The organism is Mammaliicoccus sp. P-M58 (genome assembly GCF_022386165.1).
GTDB classification, from domain to species: domain Bacteria; phylum Bacillota; class Bacilli; order Staphylococcales; family Staphylococcaceae; genus Mammaliicoccus; species Mammaliicoccus sciuri.
Genome location: NZ_JAJNJI010000001.1, coordinates 405469 through 427152 on the forward strand (window position 1 = coordinate 405469; position 21684 = coordinate 427152).

Sequence of the window (21684 nt, forward strand, 5' to 3'; positions counted from 1 at the left end):
ACAAAAATTCAGGGTATATATTTAAATAAGAGATATCAAGGAGGATAATTATGAAATTTTCAAGACTCGCAATTGGTGTTGGTGTAGGATTTGTAACAGGTTTTACAACAGCCATATTAAATACAGACCGTTCAGGAGATGCTTTAAAGACAGATTTAAAATCAACAGCTGACGGATCTAAAATTCAATTAAGTGAAATTAAAGACAATGCTATTGAAATAAAAGATTATGTATTAAAGACTAAAGACGAAAGCCAAATCGCCATTCAATCATTAAGTGAAGAAATCAAAACGATGATTAATGAATTTAAAGCTGATATTAACCCTAATATTGAACAAATTCAGAAAAATATTGAAAATATTAGCAATCGTGGCAATGAAATTCAAAAAGAAATTCAAAATACTAAGCTTCCATTTCTAAAAAATTAGAAAACGTGTTAAAATTATTATATTATTAAAGTGTTATAACGAAGCATGATACATTAGTATCATGCTTTTATTATACAAACAAAGGGGGATTTAACTATGTCGAATGAATTGGACATGATTGAAAAAATGTTATTTACTCATAAGGTTTCACAGTTATCTAAAGCTTTATGGAAGACAATCGAGAAAGATTGGCAGCAGTGGATTAAGCCTTTCGACTTAAATATTAATGAACATCATATTTTAATTATTATTAGAAGCTTAAATGAAGCTACAATATCTGAAGTGAGTAAATATGGCGTTATGCACGTATCTACTGTTTTCAATTTCGCTAAAAATTTAGAAAAACGTGGCTATTTAACAATGCCTAAAAGTCAGCACGATAAGCGTACGACTTATTTAGAACTAACAGATAAAGGTCTTGCAGTGTTAAGAAAGACATATTTAAACTATTCAAATGATACGAACAGATTATATGAAATTGCTGCAGATTATGAGAAAGTCATGTACAATATGCCAGAATTTACAGATGTGAAATATATCGTTGGTCAAATATATGGTAGCGACTTTATTCATCACATTGAACAAAACCATGAGCAATTAAGAAAATATTTACTTGACGAACAGTCTGAGGATGATGCATAATATCAAGATAAATCATATCTTAGAAGGTGACATTAATCATGTTTTTGTGTTCTAAATCAATTAATATACAGTCTCGTTATGGATTGCAGAGAATTGTATTAATTAGTGCTTTAGTTTCATTCTTAACATTTATCGTCACTTACGAAATATTCAATTATATACAAACAGAACCTTTAAAGGACGATAAGTTTATTCTATTCTTATTCGTCCTTTGCTTAATTTATCCAATTCATAAATTGTTGCATTTGATTGTATTAATGTATTATCGTAAGTCATTTAAAATGAATAAAACGACTAAAGCTAAACGTGCTTTACCTTTATATAATATTAGAGTAGATCAACCAGTTAATAAGATTGTATTTTGTTTTGCACTTATTTGCCCGCTCGTTACGATAACTACCCTATCTATTGCACTCGTAAATATAATTCCACAATATGGACATTACATTTTATTTATCATGTCTATTAATATTGGCATATCGATTATTGACTTACTTTATTTAAAGATTATTTTATTTACAAAAAAAGGCACTTATATTGAAGAAAGAAAAAATGGTATCGAATTGTTAACAAAACGTTCACTGGATGCCGAACATTTATAGGTTATTTTTTGTATTTAAAATAGTAAATATGCTATATTTATCATTGTATTCTTACAAAAGGAGTTCTATTTATGAAATCAATTAAAAAAATAGTGTTACCTGTAACACTTTCAGCATCAGTATTAACTTTAGGCGCTTGTGGTAATGGTTCAGATAATTCTGGAGAAACTTTAGTAGAAACTAAAGCCGGAAACGTAACTTCACAAGACGTACTAGACAAAATGGGTAATAACGAAGTCGCACAAAATGCATTTCAAATTGTACTTAACAAAGTCTTAAAAGATAAATATGAAGACAAAGTTGATACGAAGAAATTAGACGAACAAGTTGATAAACAAATCGAGCAATATGGTGGTAAGAAGAAATTTGAAGAAGCACTACAACAAGAAAAACCAGGTGCTACTATTAAAGACTTTAAAGAATCTCAAAAGACTTCTAAATATCAAGAAGAATTTATCAACGATGCCGTAAAAGTTTCTGACAAAGAAATCGATGAAAACACTAAAAAAGGTTCTCATATCTTAATTAAAGTTAAATCAGAAGATTCAGAAGAAGGCTTAAGTGATAAAGCAGCTAAGAAAAAAGCTGAAAAATTACTAGCTCAAATTAAGAAAAATCCAGATGATTTCGAAAAAATCGCTAAGAAAGAATCACAAGATGAAGGTACTAAATCTAAAGGCGGCGCTTTAGGATTTGTATTGAAAGGTCAAATGGATGAGTCATTTGAAAAAGCATTATTCAAACTTAAAAAAGATGACGAAATTTCAGATGTTGTTAAATCTCAATATGGTTACCATATTATAAAAGCAGATAAAGGCGAACCATCTAAGAAAGAAAAAGCTAGCCTTAAAGAACAATATCGTCAACTAAAAATCCAAAAAGAACCTAAGATCATCATCAACGCTTACAAAAAATTATTAGATGAATACAAAGTTGACTACAAAGATAAAGATATTAAAAAAGCAATCGAAGATAATATCTTAAACGAAAAAGCATTACAGCAACAACAAATGCAAGCAGCACAACAATCATCAGCAAGCTAAAATTAAAAAGCTATGAAGAAACATTAAATGTTTCTTCATAGCTTTTTTTGATTAATCTAAAGTTTCAGGTTTATAAAATTGTCTATTTTCTAAAGCAAATATGCGCTCTGTAAATTGACCTTTATCTACTTTTTTAAGATGTTTTTCAAACATCATCATTCTTGCATCAATATTATCTATAAAATGAAGAATTTCTGCTTCTTTAACCATAGGTAATTTTGGAGATCCATACTCTAATTTACCATGATGACTTAAAACTAAATGTCTCAATAAGAGGACTTCTTCCCCTTCTATATTGTGCTCTTTTGCAACTTGAGCAATTTCATCACTGACGATTGAAATATGTCCTAATAAGTTTCCTTCAACTGTGTATGATGTTGCAACTGGTCCTGACAATTCTTTTACTTTACCTAAGTCATGTAAGATAATACCACTATATAATAAACTTCTATTTAATATTGGATAAATATCACACAATGCTTTCGCTTGTCTTAACATTGTAACAACATGATAGCTTAAGCCAGAAACAAAATTATGATGATGTGAACTAGCTGCTGGGAATGTAAAATACTCTTTTTGATACTTTTTCAGTAATATACGTGTAATTCTTTGTAATTTAGCATTTTCAATATCTAGTATATACGTCATAATTTCTTCTGACATATCGTCTATTGATAATGGCGCCGCTTCTAGAAAGTTTTCCAACTTCACATTATCTTCATCTACAGCCACTCTAAATTGATTAACTTTCATTTGTTTTCTTCCGCGATAATCAATAATGTCACCTTTCACACGAATAATCGTTTCAGGTACGAGTAATTGAATATCCTCATTTGTTACCGTCCATACTTTTGCTTCTATATCACCACTTTTATCTTTAAGATAAAGTGTCATATATGGTTTACCTTGAGCTGTAACACCTTGAGTCGCTCGATGAATCAAAAAGTAATGATCTACTGAGTCTCCTGGTTTTAATGTCTCTATAGTTCTCATTTGCTCTTAGCTCCTTCTATTTTTGTCAGCGTAATTGTTTGTTTCTGAGGTACATTTTGATCTTTATTACAAGTGAAATAAAGTATTTGAATATCATCTTTCATACTCATTAAATATTTAATCATAATTTCTTTACGATGTTTATCAAAATGCACGAATGCATCATCAACGATAATTGGAAATGGATAATATTTTTGTAAAGATTTAATTAAACTAAATCTTAACGCGATATATAATAATTCTTTCGTTGACTGACTTAATTCAGTAGGATGGAATATTTGTCCATTTTCATGTCTAACTTGTACATTTTGTTCCTCATAAATAACTTGATTATATCTACCTTCTGTTAATGCTTTTAAGATATCTGTAGCATCTTTCACAACATAAGGTAGTCGTTTATCTTTAATTTGTTTAATATGAGCTTCAACTAAGTTTTGTAAATAACTTAATGCTGCCCAATCATTTGCAGTTTCATTCACTTTATCTTTAAGTAAATGGTATTCATGTCTTAAAGCTGAAAGTGTTTCATCTGTTTCCATATGATTGATTTGCGCATTTAAATCACTTAATTCTGCTTGAACATTTAAATAACGATCATTGTATTCATCAACTTGACCTTCTAACTGAGTACGTTCATTTTCTAAGTCTGTTTTGGTCATATAACTTAGTTGTGTATTTTTATCGTAATCGTAATTTTGATTGTTCAATAAATCTGTTAAATAATTAAATCGTTTTAAATCCTCATGATAAGACACATAGGCTTTATGATGACGATAATAAGCTTCTTCATTATCTACACTAATGAAGTCAAATAATGATTGAATCACATTGTTATTTTCTTCTAAACGTTCATTCAATGCATTTATTTCATTGGTTAATAATGCTTGTTGGTCGTTATTACGTGATTGAATATTAAATTCTTTTTGATGTTCGTCTAAAGCTTGTTTGACATCATGAAATAGTGAAATCTCTTGATAATGTAATCCAGCATGACTCACAATGCTATCAGCTTCTCTATAAAATGCTTCTAAAGCTGCTTGTCTCTCATCTCTTATTTTAGTAATACGTGTAATTTCTAATCTATTTTGTTTGATTTTTCTAATTGTCGACAATGCATCATTTAATAATTGAGAAGAAATTTGATTAGAAACATGTAAACTTACTTTAGTTTCTTTAAGTGCTCTTTCTTTGTTCTCAATAATTTCTTCTACTTGTTCAAGTTCTTTGTTTAATTCAGTTTGCTTAGTAGATAAAATCTCTTGAGACTGATAATAACTTTCTAATTCTTGTCTAATTTTCGTTTGTTCATCAAGATTAAAGTCTAAATCATAAAATTGCTTTAAGTGTTGTACTTTTTCTTCTAATTCATCTATTTCCTTAGAAAATGCTTGATCATGATTTAACTCTTTAGATTTAATCATAAAGGCTAATCCAACTAATACGACACCTACAACAGCAAATATAGCACTAAATACGATTTGTGATGCGATAAACGCATAAATGGCAATTGCGATTAATAATATGCCACCAATGCCAGAAGCAAGTCTATATTGTTTACTTCTCTTTTCACTTTCTTCTTTTTGCTTATTAAAGCTTTCTTCCATTTTTTTGTATAGTGATTTCTTTTCGCCGAGCTCTAACGCTTTTTGATTATATACTTTCTTTTGTTCATAGTTTTCATCGGATACGAGATCATTATGCAATTTATCAACATTGTTAGTATAACGCTCTTGTTCAATTGATAATTGGTTGAGTGAACGTTTAATTTGTTCTCGTTCTGCAACGTTTTCTTCTCTTATACGATTGACTTCAGCTATATGTGTCTTCATCGCGTCTGACGTATCAACATCTAAAAATTCTTCATTCCAGCCGATATCTTGTCTAAGTAATTCATTATCACGTTCAGCATTATCGATTTGCTGGTTTAATTGTTTTAATTCTTGATGTTTCTCTTTAATATCAGATTCTCTTTGTCTAATACTATTGAGCGCTTTTTCATCTCGTTCAGACATAACTTTAACATTTTCTAAAGTATGTACGACTTGTCCAAGCTTTTCATTTCTTAGCGTTAAATCACGTTTAATACTTTCATTTGAACGTACAGCTGATTCGTAGCGCTCTATCCCTTGTTCAGGGAATTCATATGGTTCTATATTTAAATTGCTTTCTAACTTCTTCCATTCAACCACTTCGTTATGTAGTGAAATTTCCTTTTCTTTACTCGTTAACCTGTCAGTAAGTTTGCCGAGATTCTCTTTTAATTGATTTAATCTTCGAGATGTTTTATCACGTTCATCTTGAAGTCTTTCATATTCTGAAAGTTTCTTTTCTTCATTTTTGATCTTAATTTCTAAATCATTCAACTGCTCTAATTGAACATTTAGCACTGGATTTTTACCATTTTTCTTATATAATGCATCTTTCTCAACTTGCATTAAATCGCTCATACCAGTGAACTCAGTTGAACCTAGTGCACCTGCTTGAAGTAAATACATTTGAAGTTGGTCTTCAGATAAGTTCTTATGAATATCTTGTAATCCTAATACATTAAAAGAGAAAATACCTTGATAAGTTCGTTTATTAATGAAATTCAACTTTTGTTTCAGCCATTCTTCATCTTTAACTTTACCATTAGACAGATATACTTTAACGTCGCCTGTTACGCGACCTTTAACTCGTTCAACTTCAACAATTTGACCATCGAAGTCTAACACTAACTTACCGCCGTATTGGTTCCCTAGTCTTGGTTCCAATCTTGGTTCATTTTCTTTTTTAGTTGGAAAGCCAAATAATATAGAATGAATAAATGCTTGTATCGTTGATTTTCCTGCTTCATTCTCACCATAAATTTGCATAAAACTTTGATCAAATTTTATTTTTCTAGACATGAGTTGGCCATAGCCATAAATTTCTAAAGATTTAATTTTCATCGCTTTAACCTCTCATTCTTCTTTTTAAAATTGCTTCCCCACGTTCAATAAGTGCTTGTTTATCAACATCACTAAATGGTTCTAAAAATCGATTTGCTTTTGGATTCATATACAAATCACTGAGTGCTTCTTCAAGAATGTTCTCATCTTGTAAAATATCATCATTGAACTCATTCGCTAATGCAACTTCTGAATCTTGATCAAAGAATACATTCAACTGTTCAACGAAGATAAAGTTCGTTTGATTCTCTTCATACTCTTGAATCAATTGTATAACTTGGTTAATTTCATCTTGTTTTAAAATTTCATCATGCTTAACATAAACATCTAATTGATAAAAAGCCTTACCTTCAGTTCTCACACTATCTTTGAATTTTTGTATCGCTTCGTATAATGCGTGTTTACCTTTAGCTTGTGTTTCAATGACTGCTTTTTCAAACCTAATATATTGAGTTGGTTTGAATGATGCTTGTAATTTAGACTCATCGCCTTCAACAAGTAAATAACCCTTTTCACCTTTTTCTTTAAAATGACGGGCTTGTATATTACCAGGATAATGAACTTGAGATAACTCACTGATCATTGCTCTTTCATGAATATGACCCAATGCCCAGTAATGATATAATTTGCTATTTAAATCTTCAATATTGAATTCAGTATATCTTTGCTTCACACCTGAAGCTTGTGAATATGTACCATGTAATACACCAATATGTATCCCTTTATTACCTGTAGATTCAGGATATTCATCAATCTTATTCTCATAACTTTGATCTTTTTGATAACTAAATCCATGTAAATAAACAACTTGCCCATTTTTCGTAATGAGTTGATATGTAGAAACTTTATCAGAGAAGACTGTTACATTCTCTGGCCAAACTGTATGGACACCGACAGATAAAGGATCGTGGTTACCATGTATGATATAAACAAAAATTTGTTCATCTTGTAATCTAAGAAATTGCTCTCTTAAAAACACTTCTGCACGCAAAGTTCTATTATTTTGATCAAATAAATCCCCTGCAATTACGATGAAGTCAACTTGCTCTTTAATTGCGTCGTCAAAAATTTTTCTAAAACTATTATATGCACTTTGTTTTACATCGCTTAAAATAGAAGGGCTTAAATAATGTCTAGACTTAAATGGACTATCAAGGTGTAAATCCGCACAATGTATAAATTTAATCATATACCTAACCTCTTTCAATATTAGCTCATTTCTTAATTATTATATTCAAGCTCAACCAATAGAATAATCAGATTTATAAAGATTTTTAATGCTTTAATTTTACCATATTCCGCGCGTATACGATACATCGCACATATAAGAATGAACAACAAAAAAGTGACATATGAATTATTACTATGGAAGATAGTAATGGATATGTTATGAACACTTCTGGCTAAACTTGTTCGTAACGAGGGTGTTGGTTACAAATCTCAGTCGAAGTGTTACTATAGACCGCCTTAATTACAAATCTCAGCCGAAGTGTTACTAACGCACTCACCATTTGCAGTTCTCACCAAAATTGCTAATAACGACACCACTATTTTCAATTCTCACCACAACTGCTAATAACAGCCTACTCTCATCAACATTCCCCGCTCTTTATAACCCTTCATAAAATTCCAACAAAAAAAGCCGACAAAATCTAATGACTTTGTCGACTCATAAAAGTTAATTAACCTTGGTTTTCTTCAAGGCTACCGTAGATATCTTCTAATGGTTTCATGATAACACGGTTTAAATCTTGAATTAATTGACTCATTGCTTGTTCAGCTTGCATTAATTCAGCGATTGTTTCGTTTTGTTCAATTTCTTGAGCAGATTTTTGAGCTCTAGCGATATCTACTTCTGAAATTTCTTCGCCTTGCATTTGTTTAGTTTGTAATTCTAATTGAATTTCACGGAATTCATCGAATAATTTTTTTGTTTCTGGGTTTGCATTAACTTTTTCATATTGTTCTTTAATTTTGTTATATTCTTCACTTGCACGTAAAGTTTGTTCTAGTTCATTCGCTTTGTCGTAAATGTTTACTTCTGCCATAATTAATTCGCTCCTATAATAAATAAATGTATTAGAAAATCAATTCCAATAATACTGTATCATAATTCTAGGTCTTATACAAAAATAGCGATTATTCCTTGTAATAATCCAATAATTCCACCTAATACAAAGCCTAATAATGTAATTAATTTTAATTCTTTATTAGAGATTTCTATGACTAGTTTTTCTAAATAAGATAATTCAAATCGGTCAATTTGATCTTTAATTAATTCTGCTAATTTCATTCTTTCCAAAATTAAGCTAATATTATCTCCGACCTTACCAATCATATAGTCAATAAATCTTTCTGTTCCTCTTCCTTCCATATATACAAATAAGTTTGGAACGAGTTCATCTAAAGGTGTATTTAAATATTTATTAACATTAATAGATTCTGTAATCTCAGTTGCAAATAATGTTTTGGCTTTTTCTTTTCTTTCGTCTGTTAATACTTCTTGTAAAGGTTTAGCCATCCATTTGTCGTATTGATTATGCACTTGTAGATCAATCATATTTTTGATTTTTTCTTGTTTAATGACATTTCTTAGTTCTTTTTTAACTCTATATACGATATCTTCAGTTGTCATAAACATTTGAATCATGCCGACCATTCTACCTTTTTGTTCAAAAAATTCTTCAACCATCGAATGGATATCTTGTTCACCTTTTTCAGAAACTAAATATTCATCAATCTTTGTTAAAATTTCTGGTGTTACACGATTCAGTTGAATATTTAATTGTTCAAGTATTTCTTCTGGAATGAGTGATTTAATGTCTTCATTTTTATGAGATGTATAATATTGATCAATCTTTTCTTTAATAGTAGATTTAATCGTTTCATTTAATTTCTCTTCAAGTGGATAATCAATTCGATCCACAAAGTTTTGAATCGTATATTTTTTCTCTTTTAAAGTATTAAATTGAACTTTTATCGTATCTTCAAGTACTTTCTTCGTACTTGGGTTCACAAGTTTTTCTTTAAATACTTCAGGTGTTAAGAGATGTTTAGTAACCATCTCACCTACTTTTTCTGATAATTCATTTCTTCTTTTTGGTATTAAGCCTGGTGTGAACGGTAATTTATATCCGAACCATCTAATTTCATGGTATGGATGAAATAACATTTTAATTGCGATAAAGTTTGTAAATCCACCTATTAACGCTCCAATTACCATCATACTAAATACGGTTATAATTGTTGTCATGGAAATTCTCCTTCTAAAAAAGCTACTTCTTTAGAATAATCTAAGAAGTAGCTTTTAACAAATATTATACAAATTTTAAACAAATAATGATTGCGTTTTACGTAAGAAATAAGTTTCTGCTTCACGTTTTTTCGCAGTACCGAAGATTGGTTGACGTTCTTCGTTTAATACTCTGTAAAGATCTGATTTTTTATTAGATTGTAAAATATAGCCAGATTTAGCATCAAGTGTTACCCAGTAAATATCGCTAGTATTATCATGGTTTGGATATGCACAATGATGACGAGATATGATTTGAATAACTTCTAATGGGTCACAACCAAAAGTAGTATTTAAAACATCTGAATCTCTGAATAATGCACAAATTGATACACATGTCGTCCAGTTAGGTAATACTCTCTCTTTTTCAATTTGCACTAAAGTTTTCTTAGATAATCCTACTGTGTTCGCCATAGTATCTTGAGTGTATCCAGCCTCAATACGAACCATTTTGAATTTTGTTTGGATTATTGTTGTAAATGTTTGTTTATCCATCTATATCTACCTTTCTTTTTAATATTTATATTAATTGATTTAATATGTTGCAAAAATACACGATTTTTTCAAGCACAAGTAACATCATAATACATTTTTAACCAAATTAAAAGAGGTAAATTGAATTTAATATCAATTTACCCCTTTAATACATTAAATTGTTTATTCTTTTACAAATTTTGACTTTTCTCTTTCAGATAAAATTAATGCACATGCAGCATCTCCGGTAATATTTACAGAAGTTCTTGTCATATCTAACAATCTATCTATACCTAATATAATACCAATTGCTGCGGGGTCTAAACCGACTGAAGTCAGTACCATTGCTAACATAACAAGGCCAACACCAGGAACACCTGCAGTACCGATTGAAGCAATAACGGCAACAACGACAACAGTAATCATTTGCATAATTGTTAAATCGATACCTGATACTTGGGCTATAAATATCGTAGCAACACCTTGCATAATAGCTGTACCATCCATATTTATTGTAGCACCTAAAGGTTGTACGAATGAACTAATTTCCTTTCTCACACCCATTTCTTTAGTACATTCTAATGAAATCGGTAATGTTGCATTTGAACTTGATGAACTAAAGCCGACTGTCATAGCTGGGAAGAACTTTTTGAAGAACCAGAAAGGATTCTTACCTGCTAATAATTTAACGGCCCCACCATAGATCACAAAGAAGTGAACGGCTAACGCTAATAATACAACAAAGAAGTACATACCAAGTTGTTTAATTGCGCCAAATCCTGCGTTTGTAAAAGCTGTTGCGACTAATCCAAATGTACCAATTGGTGCGAAGTAATTCATAATCATTGTAACGATATACATGAGTATATCATTGGTCTGCTCGAAGACTTTTTTCACCGCTTCAACCTTACTACCGAGTGCAATCATTCCAATACCAATAAAGATTGCAAATGTAATAATTGGTAGCATATCTTGTTCCACCATAGATTTCATTGGATTTTGAGGGAACAAATTAATCAAAGTTTGGTCAAATGTTTGATTTTCTGGTGCAGCTTGATCTGATGATTTAGCTTTTTGTTCAGCACCATATTTTTTAACATCATCACTATTTAATAAATCTGATTGACCAACACCTGGTTTAAATACTAAAGCTAATAACATTGCGATAATAATCGCAATTGCCGTAGTACATAAGAAGAATGTAACGGTTTTTAATCCTATACCACCTAGTAATTTTGGATCACCTACGCCAATAACCCCTAATACAATTGAAACAAATACGACTGGTACCACAAGCATGAAAATGAGGTTAAGGAATATTTGACCAATTACATTAAATACGTATTGATTCGTACCTTGAACGAAACCCGTTCCGGCAAACATATTAAAAATCGATCCAACTGTTATACCTAATACTAAAGCGATAACAATTTTTAAAGTTAAGTTTTTCCTGACTTTCATATTAAACTACCCCCTATAAAGTAAGTAAAATCATTTCTCCCATGTAACATATTATACTTTAAGGGCTTTCATTTTGTAAATTTATTTTTGTAATTTTACATAAAAACGAGTAAGTATTGAATATGACAATACTTACTCGTAAAAATATTATATCTGTAATTAAATTAATAATTGGTGTTCCATTGCATAAACGGCAGCTTGTGTTCTGTCTGATACTTTTAATTTATTCAGTATGTGACTGACATGTGTTTTGATTGTTTTTTCGGATACAAATAGTGTTTCTGCAATTTCTTTATTCGTCTTACCTTTCACCAATTCTGCTAGTACTTCAAGTTCTCTTTTTGATAATTTATTTTCTCTATGTGGTTTCCGTTCACTTTCAGAAATAACAGACTGTACTTTTGGATGAATTTTCTTCTCACCATTTAATACAGATCTAATTGTTTGAATAAGTGAATCAGGTTCTACATCTTTAATTTCATAACCATCTGCACCTTTATCAATTGCTGATATGACATGTTCTTCATCATAAAAGCTTGTTAAAACTAATATCTTTATGTTTGGGTATTTCTTCTTCATGATACTTGTAATTTCTATACCATTCATATCGGGCATAACTAAATCTAACAGAACGATATCTGGTGATTCATGTTGTTCTAAATATTCTAGCAATAACACGCCACTTGAGAAATCAGCTTGTATATTGAAATCTGGAACAGTATCTAGTAAGAAACTTAATCCTTGTCGCACAATATGATGGTCATCTACTAAGATTATATTATAACTCATGTGTGATACTCCTAACATTTAAAGTGGAATAGAAATCACAATTTCTGTTCCTTCATTCAATTTTGATTTAATATCTACATGTCCCTTCATTCCTTGAACACGTTGTTTAATATTTCTCAAACCGTGAGATAGCTTATTGTCTAAATCTTGACTTTCAAATCCTTTACCGTTATCTACAATTTTAAATTTAAACGTTTTTTTATTTTGTTCTAGATATATTTTCGCACTGTTTACACCTGAGTGCTTATGAATATTATTTAATGATTCTTGAATAATGCGATAAACATTCTCTTCAATTGTATTCGGCAAATCAATAAGCCCTTCAACTTCAAATTCAGGTTCAATATGGATTAACTGGCTATATTGTTTAATAGCTGATATTAAACCTTGTTCCAATCCTATCGGTTTAAGTTGCCATATTAGTGCTCTCATTTCATTGACAGCACTTTGACTCGTCTCTTCAATTGTTTGAAAAGCTTTCTTAGCCGCTTCATGGTCATCAAGACTTTTCGCTGCATGCGCAGTGATTTTTAAAGAAAATAACATTTGATTAACAGAATCATGTAAATCTCTCGCTAACCTATTTCTTTCATTTATACGAGCTGCCTCTTTTTCTTGATCCGTTAATAATATACGTTTAATCGCAGAGCCGATTTGAAATGCTACTGACTCTAGTAATTCTAAATCTTCTTCTGAATATCGTTTCGTATTTGGTGTCGCAATATTAAGCAGTCCAAACTGTTCATTACCAGAACGCAGTGGCACAGTTGCATGATGTGTAATGCCATCCGTCTTGTCATGATGTTCTTTAGTAGCTTTTACAATTCGTGAACATGTAATAATATTTGATGCTTTCGTTAGTTTTTTATTTTGATATGCTGTTACACACCAACACGTACCTTCTGTCATGTATTGGCAGCTATTATGTGTTAAAGCGGGCGGTAACGCTTCTTCAGCAACAAGTTCATGTTTACCTTCTTCATCTATAAAAAATATCCAACCTGTATGAAAGTTACTGCCACTCACTAATTTTTTAAGTGCGCCATGCATCATACTATACATTTCAGTCTCTTCATTTAAAAATTCCGCAATTTCTTTTAAAAGGCTTGTACGCGTTGGTTTTTCCATATCAATCACCTTTATTATTATTGATTATACGTAATATTATATACGTCATGTCGTCTATCTCTAAGATGTCTAACAGTTCCGTTTTCTCTACCTCTTCGTAATACTTCTAAGTCAACTTCACCGATAGCAACCATTTCTAAATTCTCACCTGTTTCACTCACGATACCATCACGAGCAAAACCATAGTCTGAAGGAGAATATATCGCTGAAGCACTATACTGGATATCCATATTCTCAGTTTGTGGCAAGTTACCACATGTTCCTGAAGTTACTGTGTAAACTTGGTTTTCTATAGCGCGTGCCATACAACAATATTTTACACGTAAATAACTTTGTCTATCTTCAGTTGAGAATGGTGTAAATATAATTTTTGCTCCTTTTTCCATTGCGATTCTCGCCATTTCAGGGAATTCACTATCGTAACAAATTTGAATCGCTATTTTACCACAATCTGTATCGAACACTTCAACGCCATTACCAGGTGATACACCCCACCATTTTCTTTCATTTGGTGTTACATGGATTTTATATTGTTTTTCGATAGAGCCATCCCGTCTAAATAAATATGAAATATTATAAATATCTTCGCCTTCTTCAACGAAATGAGAACCACCAATAATGTTAATATTATATTTCATCGCAAACTGATTGAACATCTCAATATATTGAGATGTATAAGTTGTTAATTTTCTAATAGATTCTGCTGGATTACTTTGTTCATCAAAGCTCATTAATTGCGTCGTCAACAACTCTGGAAAGACAATAAAATCACTATCCGCATCGTATGCAACATCAATAAAGTATTCAATTTGGTTTGCAAACTCTTCAAATGAATTAATTTTACGCATCATATAGTTTACTGTACATATTCTGACAGGTTCACTCGTTTTAAAATGAACATTACTTCTTGCTATGTAATCAGGATTATTCCATTCCATCAAAGTAGCAAATTTCATACTTTTTACATCATCATTTAAATAATTGGGATTAATACGCATTAACGTAAAATCATTCATCAATTGAAATGTTAATACGGGATCTTTAATACGATGTTTAATGACACCTTGTACATATTCACGTGGCGTTAATTCATCACTATATTGATGATAGTTAGGAATTCTACCGCCTATAATGATACTCTTTAAGTTTAATTCATAGGCAATTTCTCTACGCGCTTCATACAATCTTGCGCCTACTTTCATCCCTCTATAATCAGGATGAACCATGACTTCAATACCATATAAATTATGACCGTGATCATTATGGTTTGTAATATAACCATTATTCGTAATACTATCCCAAGTATGTCTGTCATCATATTCATCAAAATTGATGATAAGTGAAGAACATGAACCTATTATTTCACCTTCAAATTCTACAACAATTTGTCCTCTCGGAAACATTCTTAAATGACTTTCAAGGTGTCCTCTCTCCCACGGTTCCATCCCTGGAAAACATTTAGACTGTAATTCAATAACTTCATCAATATCATCAAAAGTCATCTGTCTAGTATTAATACTTACGTTAAATTCATTATTATCGATTGATTTTGACATGAAACATACTCCTCATCTCTTTTTCTTGTTATAATAATTATAACTTATTTTTTGTTATAATATAATTTTTCCCGATTTTGAGAGAAATATTCCTGGAGGGCGCTATGCTAATTACAATACCATCAAAATTTGAAGGTCAAACAATCGAGGAGATGTTTAAATCTTTACATCTACCAAAGAAAGAACTTCACCTTTTAAGAATGTCAAAAGAACTTACGATAAATGATGAAGCGTGTACATTAAGAAATACTATAAATGCTGGAGATAAACTCAATATCCCATTATTTGACGAATCAAGCCAATATGTTTCTAGTTACCGATTAGCTGAAATTAAATACGAAGATGAATACTTAGCTATTGTTGTTAAACCTAAAGGTGTTAAAACACATCCAAATGATTTAAAAGAAGCAAACACACTTATGAATCACGTGATCTATACGTTAGATTCAGATTATGCTGAGCCTGTCCATAGACTTGACCAAGAAACTGTTGGTTTATTATTAGTCGCAAAACACCCTATCGCTAAAAAAATATTAGATCGTATGTTAGAAGATAGAGAAATTACAAGAACATATAAAGCACAAGTTGATAGTCTATTGCCTCTTAAACCACAAACAATTGATATGCCAATTGGTAAAGACAAGTTCCATCCAAACAAAAGACGTGTATCACCAACAGGTCAACGTGCGATCACACATATACTTGAAAGTCATATGATTGATGAACATACAGCAGAAGTAGAATTAAAATTAGATACTGGTAGAACACACCAAATCCGTGTCCACCTTGCAGAAATAGGACATCCAGTTGTCGGTGATCCACTTTACAACAACAGTAAACTTAGAAAATTAAAATTACACAGCTACAAAATAGAATTCGAACATCCATTTAAAGATGAATTGATTTCAGTTACATTAGACGATTAAATAACGCGAAAAGCCAACAAAGCTTTAACTTTGTTGGCTTTTTCTATTTATCTCTTTAATCTTTCTTTAAATTTATTAATAAAGTTACTTCTTTTACTCGTTACAGGTCTCCCTATATTTAAATGAGACTTTCTCATTTCTTTGGCTGCTAACATTGCCTCATCCATTAACATTTCTTGTGAATTCATATGTTTGTTGCCTGCATCATTATATTGATATACACCTTCATTATTTTGAATACGACCTTTTAGTCCATCATTGAGTTGTAAATCAACAATTCCTTTTAAACGTTTAACTAAATTAGGATCTAATACTGGGAATAATATTTCAACACGTTTAATCATATTTCTTGTCATCATATCAGCTGAAGAAAGATACATTTTTTCTTGTCCATTATGGTAGAAATAATAGATTCTTGAGTGTTCTAAAAATCTACCTACAATACTGATGACTTCGATATTCTCACTTACACCTTTAATACCTGGTTTAAGACAACAAATACCACGAATAATCAGTTTAATTTTAACGCCACACTGTGATGCTTCAAATAATTTTTTAATTACTTTTTTATCTGTTAACGAATTCATTTTAGCTATAATGAGACCATTACCATGTTCTTTATGAGATTCCATTTCTTGTTCAATATGTTCAACAAAGAAATCTCGTATTTCAAATGGTGCGACGATTAGCTCATTATAATCAGGCTTTAATGAATAACCACTTAAATAATTAAAGAAGTTAATCGCATCTTGTCCTATTTTCGGGTTAGTCGTAATAATTCCCATATCTGTATATATTTTAGCTGTCTTATCATTGTAATTCCCTGTTCCTAGATGCACAAAAGGTGTCACTTTTCCTTTAACTTTCTTAATAACTAGCGTAATTTTACTATGTGTTTTAAGGAATGTCATACCATAAATAACATTACAACCTGCATCCTCCAGCATTCTTGCCCACTGAACATTGTTTTCTTCATCAAATCGCGCTTTCAATTCAACAAGCACTGTAACTTGTTTACCATTTTCAGCTGCATTTTTTAAAGCTTGAATGATCGGTGAATCACTACTTACACGGTAAAGTGTTTGCTTGATAGCAAGTGTATCTGGATCTTCTGAAGCTTCTTTTATAAATTCAACAATCGGCTCAAAAGATTCATATGGATGATGGAAAAATACATCTCTTTCCAATGCTAATTCAAAAACATTATTTTTACTTAATGAGGAAGGTATTTGTGGTGTATAAGGTTTAAATAGTAGTTCTGGGAATAAATCTTCTAATTGTCCTACAAGAGAGAATAACACTGTTAAATCTAGTGGACCATTAACTCTGTATATATCTTCATTTGATAACTCAAGTTCATTCATTAAGAAAATACTCTTCACTTCTGAATCTATATGTCTACTATCAATTTCAAGTCGTACTGCTGCACCACTTTTTCTTTCTTTTAAAAATCGTTCTATTTCTATTAATAAATCTTCTGCACCTTCTTCATGAATTGTTAAATCTGCATTTCTTGTCACTCTAAATGTGTACGTATTAATTACTTCATATCCATTAAATAATTGTTCTATAAATAATGAAACGACATCTTCAAGAAATACAATATATTTAACGCCTTCATGTTCTAACTTAATAATTCTATCTAATAATGTTGGAACAGGAACGATTGCCGATTTAATTTCGCCATCATTTAGCCTAATATCTACAAATAAATTCAACATTTTATTATTTAATTTTGGAAACGGCCTGTATGCATCTATTCCTAATGGTGAAAGTGTTGGTAATATTTCAGTGTTAAATTGATGTTGAAGCTGTTCAATTAAAGGTTCTGGCAACCTTTCTGGTTGTGTAATAAATATTTTATAGCTCTTTAACAATTCTTTTAATTCATTAAATCGCTTATATTGAAGCTCGACGTTCACTCTATTTTTCTTTTCAATGCCGATTAGTTGTTCTTTAGGTGTCAATTGCGCTTTATTCTCTGGTTCATTAAAATTCATCTTAACTTGGTCTTTCAACCCCGCTACTCTAACCATAAAAAATTCATCTAAATTAGAACTATGAATTGCTAAAAATTTCAACTGTTCTAATAAAGGATTGTTAGGATCAATTGCTTCTTCAAGAACACGATAATTAAAGTCTAGCCAACTTAATTCTCGGTTGTTGTAATATTCTGGATTGTCTAAAAAAATTTGTTCCGCTTGTGCTTCCATAATTATCTCACCCTTTACAAATTTCCAATCAAGATTATAAAATCACACTACTTCATTTAAACGTAAGTTTATTAATCTTGTGTAAATATAATATTAAGTTTTTTCGGTAGTAACTTTTCTAAATGTTTTTTCTGTCTATCAGATTGATATTCTTCAGCAATTGGGTCTGTAACATATTTGGCTCTTAATTCAAATTCGTTTTTCTTTTCAATTAATGCCATAGATTCGATGCAATCGGTATTAGAAACATTTAAAGCATGCGCAAACTTAATGATGCCGCCAAGCTTTTGAATTAGTTCAATTTCTTCATCATCAAACCAAGGCGTCCCTTTTATATAGAATTTCAATAATGTCTTGTTTTTAAAACTTGCCAAAAGTGCTAATTTAACCCTTTCTTTATGCGATAAGCCATTAATACTTGAATTGGCTATAATATAATACGTATGTTGTGAACTAGAATCTGCATCAATAAATGAACCTAAATAATATAAATATGCCGCTTCTTTAAATATTTCTCTATCTTCTTTTGAAATTTTGAAACTAGTGATTTCTTCTAATTTATTTAACAAATCTTCAGCTAATTTCATGCGCTGTTTTCCGTTTGAAGCATTGATATTATATTCACTTGCTATATGTTTTAATGCATCACTTGTGACATTATTTTTATTAAATGCCTTTGGAAATTCTTCTTTAATTCTAGTCATCACGAAGCCTTCACGAAGACCTTTTCTTGAGAATGTAAAACGTTTTGCATCTGCGATATCATATAATGTATTAAAAACAATAGAACTAGGTAAAATGATATCTGTACGGTCTCTACTTAAACCATCTAAATCTTTTAATTCACTTTTATCAGATTTTTTCAAGACATCAAATACTTCTTCAAGGCCTTTTTTAGTCATGTCATACCCATGTACACCAGCAATTGGATAGTTATTTAAAGACTGATGTATACGCGCATTATTTCGGGCAGATCCACCAATACCAATAATAGGAACGTTTTTATCCTTGATCCATTTTTCAGACTCAAACTGTTCTTTAACATACTTCTCACATTTTTTTATCGCATTTTTATCATTGTGATCTTTATCAGCGAAAAACATTTTCTCTAAAGTTACAACACCAAAAGGAAAACTTATTGCCTCTTTTAACTTTTTATCTTCAAAATAAGTTATTTCTGTTGAACCACCACCTATATCAACTGTAATACCATTATTTATATTTAAAGTATGTGTTGCTGCATAAAATCCGTAAAATGCCTCATCTTGTTCTGGAATAATTTCAATGTCAAGATTCGTTTTGTCTTTTACACTTTTAATAATTTCATCTATATTTTTAGATTGTCTTACTGCTGCTGTAGCTGCAGGGACAAGTTCTTCCACTTGAAATTTTTCGGCAACTTTTTTAAAACTATTTAATGTTTCTACTAAAATATTGATTCCATCTTTGTTCATTGTTTTATCTTCTTCTAAATATTGACTCAAACGTGCTGGTGTTTTAACGTTTTGTAGTTCATTTAAACCTGTATCTTTAGAGTATTCAAAAATAACAAGTCTTATAGTATTGGAACCTATATCTATTAATCCTAATCTCTTCATAAATTGCCTCCAAAGTTATATTTTGATACAGAAAAAGGTGCCTATAGCACCTTTTTCTGTTCTTTATATTTGTGTCTTAAAGCTGCTATTATTTTTTAGAGCTTATCATATCTTCTGGTTTAATCCACTCATCGAATTGTTCTTCTGTTAGAAGTCCTGATTCAATTGCAGATTCTTTTAATGTTAATCCATTTTTGTGAGCATTTTTCGCAATTGCTGCTGCATTTTCATATCCAATATGTGGATTTAAAGCAGTAACAAGCATCAATGATTGATTTAAATATTTATCGATATTTTCTTCAATTGGTTCAATTCCAACTGCACAATTGTTATTAAATGTTTCAATACCATCAGTTAATAAATAAATAGATTGTAATGTATTGTATAAAATAACTGGTTTAAATACATTTAATTCAAAGTTACCTTGTGATGCTGCTATACCTACTGCTGCATCATTTCCTAATACTTGAACAGCAACCATTGTTAACATTTCACATTGAGTTGGGTTTACTTTACCTGGCATGATTGATGAACCTGGTTCATTCTCTGGAATTGAGATTTCAGCTAATCCAGCTCTTGGGCCAGAAGCTAACCATCTTACGTCATTTGCAATTTTCATTAAGTCACTTGCTAATGCTTTAAGTGCGCCATGAACATAAACAACTTCATCATGAGCAGTTAATGCATGGAATTTATTTTCAGATGATACAAATGGATAACCTAATTGTTCGCTAATCTGTTTAGCCACTTTATCGCCGAATTCTGGATGTGCATTGATACCAGTACCAACTGCTGTACCACCAATTGCTAAGTTTAATAATTGACCTTTAGATTCATTTAATAATGATTCACATTTATCTAACATATACCTCCAACCACTAACTTCTTGACCTAAAGTTAAAGGTGTTGCATCTTGTAAATGTGTTCTACCGATTTTAATAATATCTTTAAAATCTTCTTCTTTTTTCTTAAATGTATCTCTTAACGTACCAATTGCTGGTAATAATTTAGATTCAATTTCATGGTATAAAGCAACATGCATTGCAGTTGGATATGTATCATTTGAACTTTGAGACATATTAACATGATCATTTGGATGAACGGACTCTTCTGAACCTTTGTCTTTCAAGTATTCATTTGCAACGTAGCTCACAACTTCGTTCACGTTCATATTACTTTGTGTACCACTACCTGTTTGCCAAACTACTAGAGGAAAATGTTCATCTAAGTTCCCTTTTAAAATTTCATCAGTAGCATATACAATGGCATCTTTCTTATCATCAGATAATTTACCAAGTGCATGATTTGAAATCGCTGCTGCTCTTTTTAAATGTGCAAATCCATAAATCACTTCAATTGGCATTTGTTCTTTACCTACTGGGAAATTCTGTTTACTTCTTTGTGTTTGTGCTTTCCAATATTTCTCACTTGGAACTTTAATTTCACCAAATGTATCATGTTCAATTCTGTAACTCATTTCAATACTCCCCTTTATTTCTTGAATTCATCATTCTTTATTCATCTTTATTATATCGTATAAAGAAAGCGATTTAAACTCTCAGTTGTCAGATAATTTAAATTAACGAAAAAAAGAGACTGAGACATTACA

The 21684-nt window shown here is 30.8% G+C and carries 18 protein-coding genes; 5 read left to right on the forward strand and 13 right to left on the reverse strand.

The window, feature by feature from the left end; genetic code table 11:
• The first annotated feature begins 50 nt into the window (after positions 1-50).
• The 4 genes from LQ694_RS02050 (at position 51) to LQ694_RS02065 (ending at position 2715) form a co-directional block, all read left to right on the forward strand.
• Positions 51-428, forward strand: coding sequence for a YtxH domain-containing protein (locus LQ694_RS02050; RefSeq protein WP_025904818.1), 378 nt, complete (start codon positions 51-53; stop codon positions 426-428).
• Positions 429-524: 96 nt separating this feature from the next.
• On the forward strand, positions 525-1070 hold the full coding sequence (locus LQ694_RS02055; RefSeq protein WP_025904817.1) for an HTH-type transcriptional regulator Hpr: 546 nt from the start codon (positions 525-527) through the stop codon (positions 1068-1070).
• A 38-nt stretch (positions 1071-1108) separates the two neighbouring features.
• Positions 1109-1672, forward strand: a complete 564-nt coding sequence (locus LQ694_RS02060) for a DUF3267 domain-containing protein (RefSeq protein ID WP_025904816.1) — start codon at positions 1109-1111, stop codon at positions 1670-1672.
• 71 nt (positions 1673-1743) lie between these two features.
• The gene (locus tag LQ694_RS02065) at positions 1744-2715 is read left to right on the forward strand and encodes a peptidylprolyl isomerase (RefSeq protein WP_048539850.1); all 972 of its coding nucleotides are present in this window, start codon (positions 1744-1746) and stop codon (positions 2713-2715) included.
• A gap of 51 nt (positions 2716-2766) precedes the next feature.
• Here the strand turns inward: LQ694_RS02065 and yhaM are convergent, their stop codons facing one another.
• From yhaM to LQ694_RS02115, 10 genes are all read right to left on the reverse strand, one after another.
• Positions 2767-3708 (reverse strand): 3'-5' exoribonuclease YhaM, encoded by a 942-nt coding sequence (gene yhaM, locus LQ694_RS02070; protein ID WP_065381351.1) that lies wholly within the window; start codon positions 3706-3708, stop codon positions 2767-2769.
• The gene (locus tag LQ694_RS02075; RefSeq protein ID WP_096791776.1) at positions 3705-6638 is read right to left on the reverse strand and encodes an ATP-binding protein; all 2934 of its coding nucleotides are present in this window, start codon (positions 6636-6638) and stop codon (positions 3705-3707) included. Before LQ694_RS02075 ends, yhaM begins: the two co-directional genes overlap by 4 nt.
• Positions 6639-6642: 4 nt before the next feature.
• Positions 6643-7827, reverse strand: coding sequence for a metallophosphoesterase family protein (locus LQ694_RS02080; RefSeq protein WP_239771797.1), 1185 nt, complete (start codon positions 7825-7827; stop codon positions 6643-6645).
• Between the two features lie 493 nt (positions 7828-8320).
• Entirely contained in the window at positions 8321-8686 is a 366-nt protein-coding gene (locus LQ694_RS02085; protein WP_025904811.1) for a YlbF/YmcA family competence regulator, read from the reverse strand.
• A gap of 74 nt (positions 8687-8760) precedes the next feature.
• Positions 8761-9891, reverse strand: a complete 1131-nt coding sequence (locus LQ694_RS02090) for a DUF445 domain-containing protein (RefSeq protein ID WP_058612556.1) — start codon at positions 9889-9891, stop codon at positions 8761-8763.
• Positions 9892-9966: 75 nt separating this feature from the next.
• Positions 9967-10425, reverse strand: coding sequence for an XRE family transcriptional regulator XdrA (gene xdrA / locus LQ694_RS02095; protein ID WP_025904809.1), 459 nt, complete (start codon positions 10423-10425; stop codon positions 9967-9969).
• 162 nt (positions 10426-10587) lie between these two features.
• The gene (locus LQ694_RS02100) at positions 10588-11865 is read right to left on the reverse strand and encodes a dicarboxylate/amino acid:cation symporter (RefSeq protein WP_135016582.1); all 1278 of its coding nucleotides are present in this window, start codon (positions 11863-11865) and stop codon (positions 10588-10590) included.
• Between the two features lie 159 nt (positions 11866-12024).
• Positions 12025-12654 carry a response regulator gene (locus tag LQ694_RS02105; protein ID WP_037589723.1) on the reverse strand — a complete coding sequence of 210 codons (630 nt, stop codon included), beginning with the start codon at positions 12652-12654 and terminating at the stop codon, positions 12025-12027.
• Positions 12655-12672: 18 nt separating this feature from the next.
• Positions 12673-13782 carry a GAF domain-containing sensor histidine kinase gene (locus LQ694_RS02110; RefSeq protein WP_049320877.1) on the reverse strand — a complete coding sequence of 370 codons (1110 nt, stop codon included), beginning with the start codon at positions 13780-13782 and terminating at the stop codon, positions 12673-12675.
• A 17-nt stretch (positions 13783-13799) separates the two neighbouring features.
• Entirely contained in the window at positions 13800-15338 is a 1539-nt protein-coding gene (locus LQ694_RS02115; protein ID WP_025904805.1) for a bifunctional GNAT family N-acetyltransferase/carbon-nitrogen hydrolase family protein, read from the reverse strand.
• Between the two features lie 104 nt (positions 15339-15442).
• On the opposite strand from LQ694_RS02115, the gene LQ694_RS02120 reads away from it, so the two are divergent.
• Positions 15443-16264, forward strand: a complete 822-nt coding sequence (locus tag LQ694_RS02120) for an RluA family pseudouridine synthase (RefSeq protein WP_218697381.1) — start codon at positions 15443-15445, stop codon at positions 16262-16264.
• A 47-nt stretch (positions 16265-16311) separates the two neighbouring features.
• On the opposite strand, the gene LQ694_RS02125 is transcribed toward LQ694_RS02120, so the two are convergent.
• From LQ694_RS02125 to fumC, 3 genes are all read right to left on the reverse strand, one after another.
• The gene (locus tag LQ694_RS02125; RefSeq protein WP_196968346.1) at positions 16312-18477 is read right to left on the reverse strand and encodes an RNA degradosome polyphosphate kinase; all 2166 of its coding nucleotides are present in this window, start codon (positions 18475-18477) and stop codon (positions 16312-16314) included.
• Between the two features lie 71 nt (positions 18478-18548).
• Complete coding sequence (ppx, locus tag LQ694_RS02130) at positions 18549-20075, reverse strand: exopolyphosphatase (protein ID WP_239771799.1); 1527 nt, start codon at positions 20073-20075, stop codon at positions 18549-18551.
• 88 nt (positions 20076-20163) lie between these two features.
• The gene (gene fumC / locus LQ694_RS02135) at positions 20164-21552 is read right to left on the reverse strand and encodes a class II fumarate hydratase (RefSeq protein ID WP_096791768.1); all 1389 of its coding nucleotides are present in this window, start codon (positions 21550-21552) and stop codon (positions 20164-20166) included.
• Positions 21553-21684: the final 132 nt, after the last annotated feature.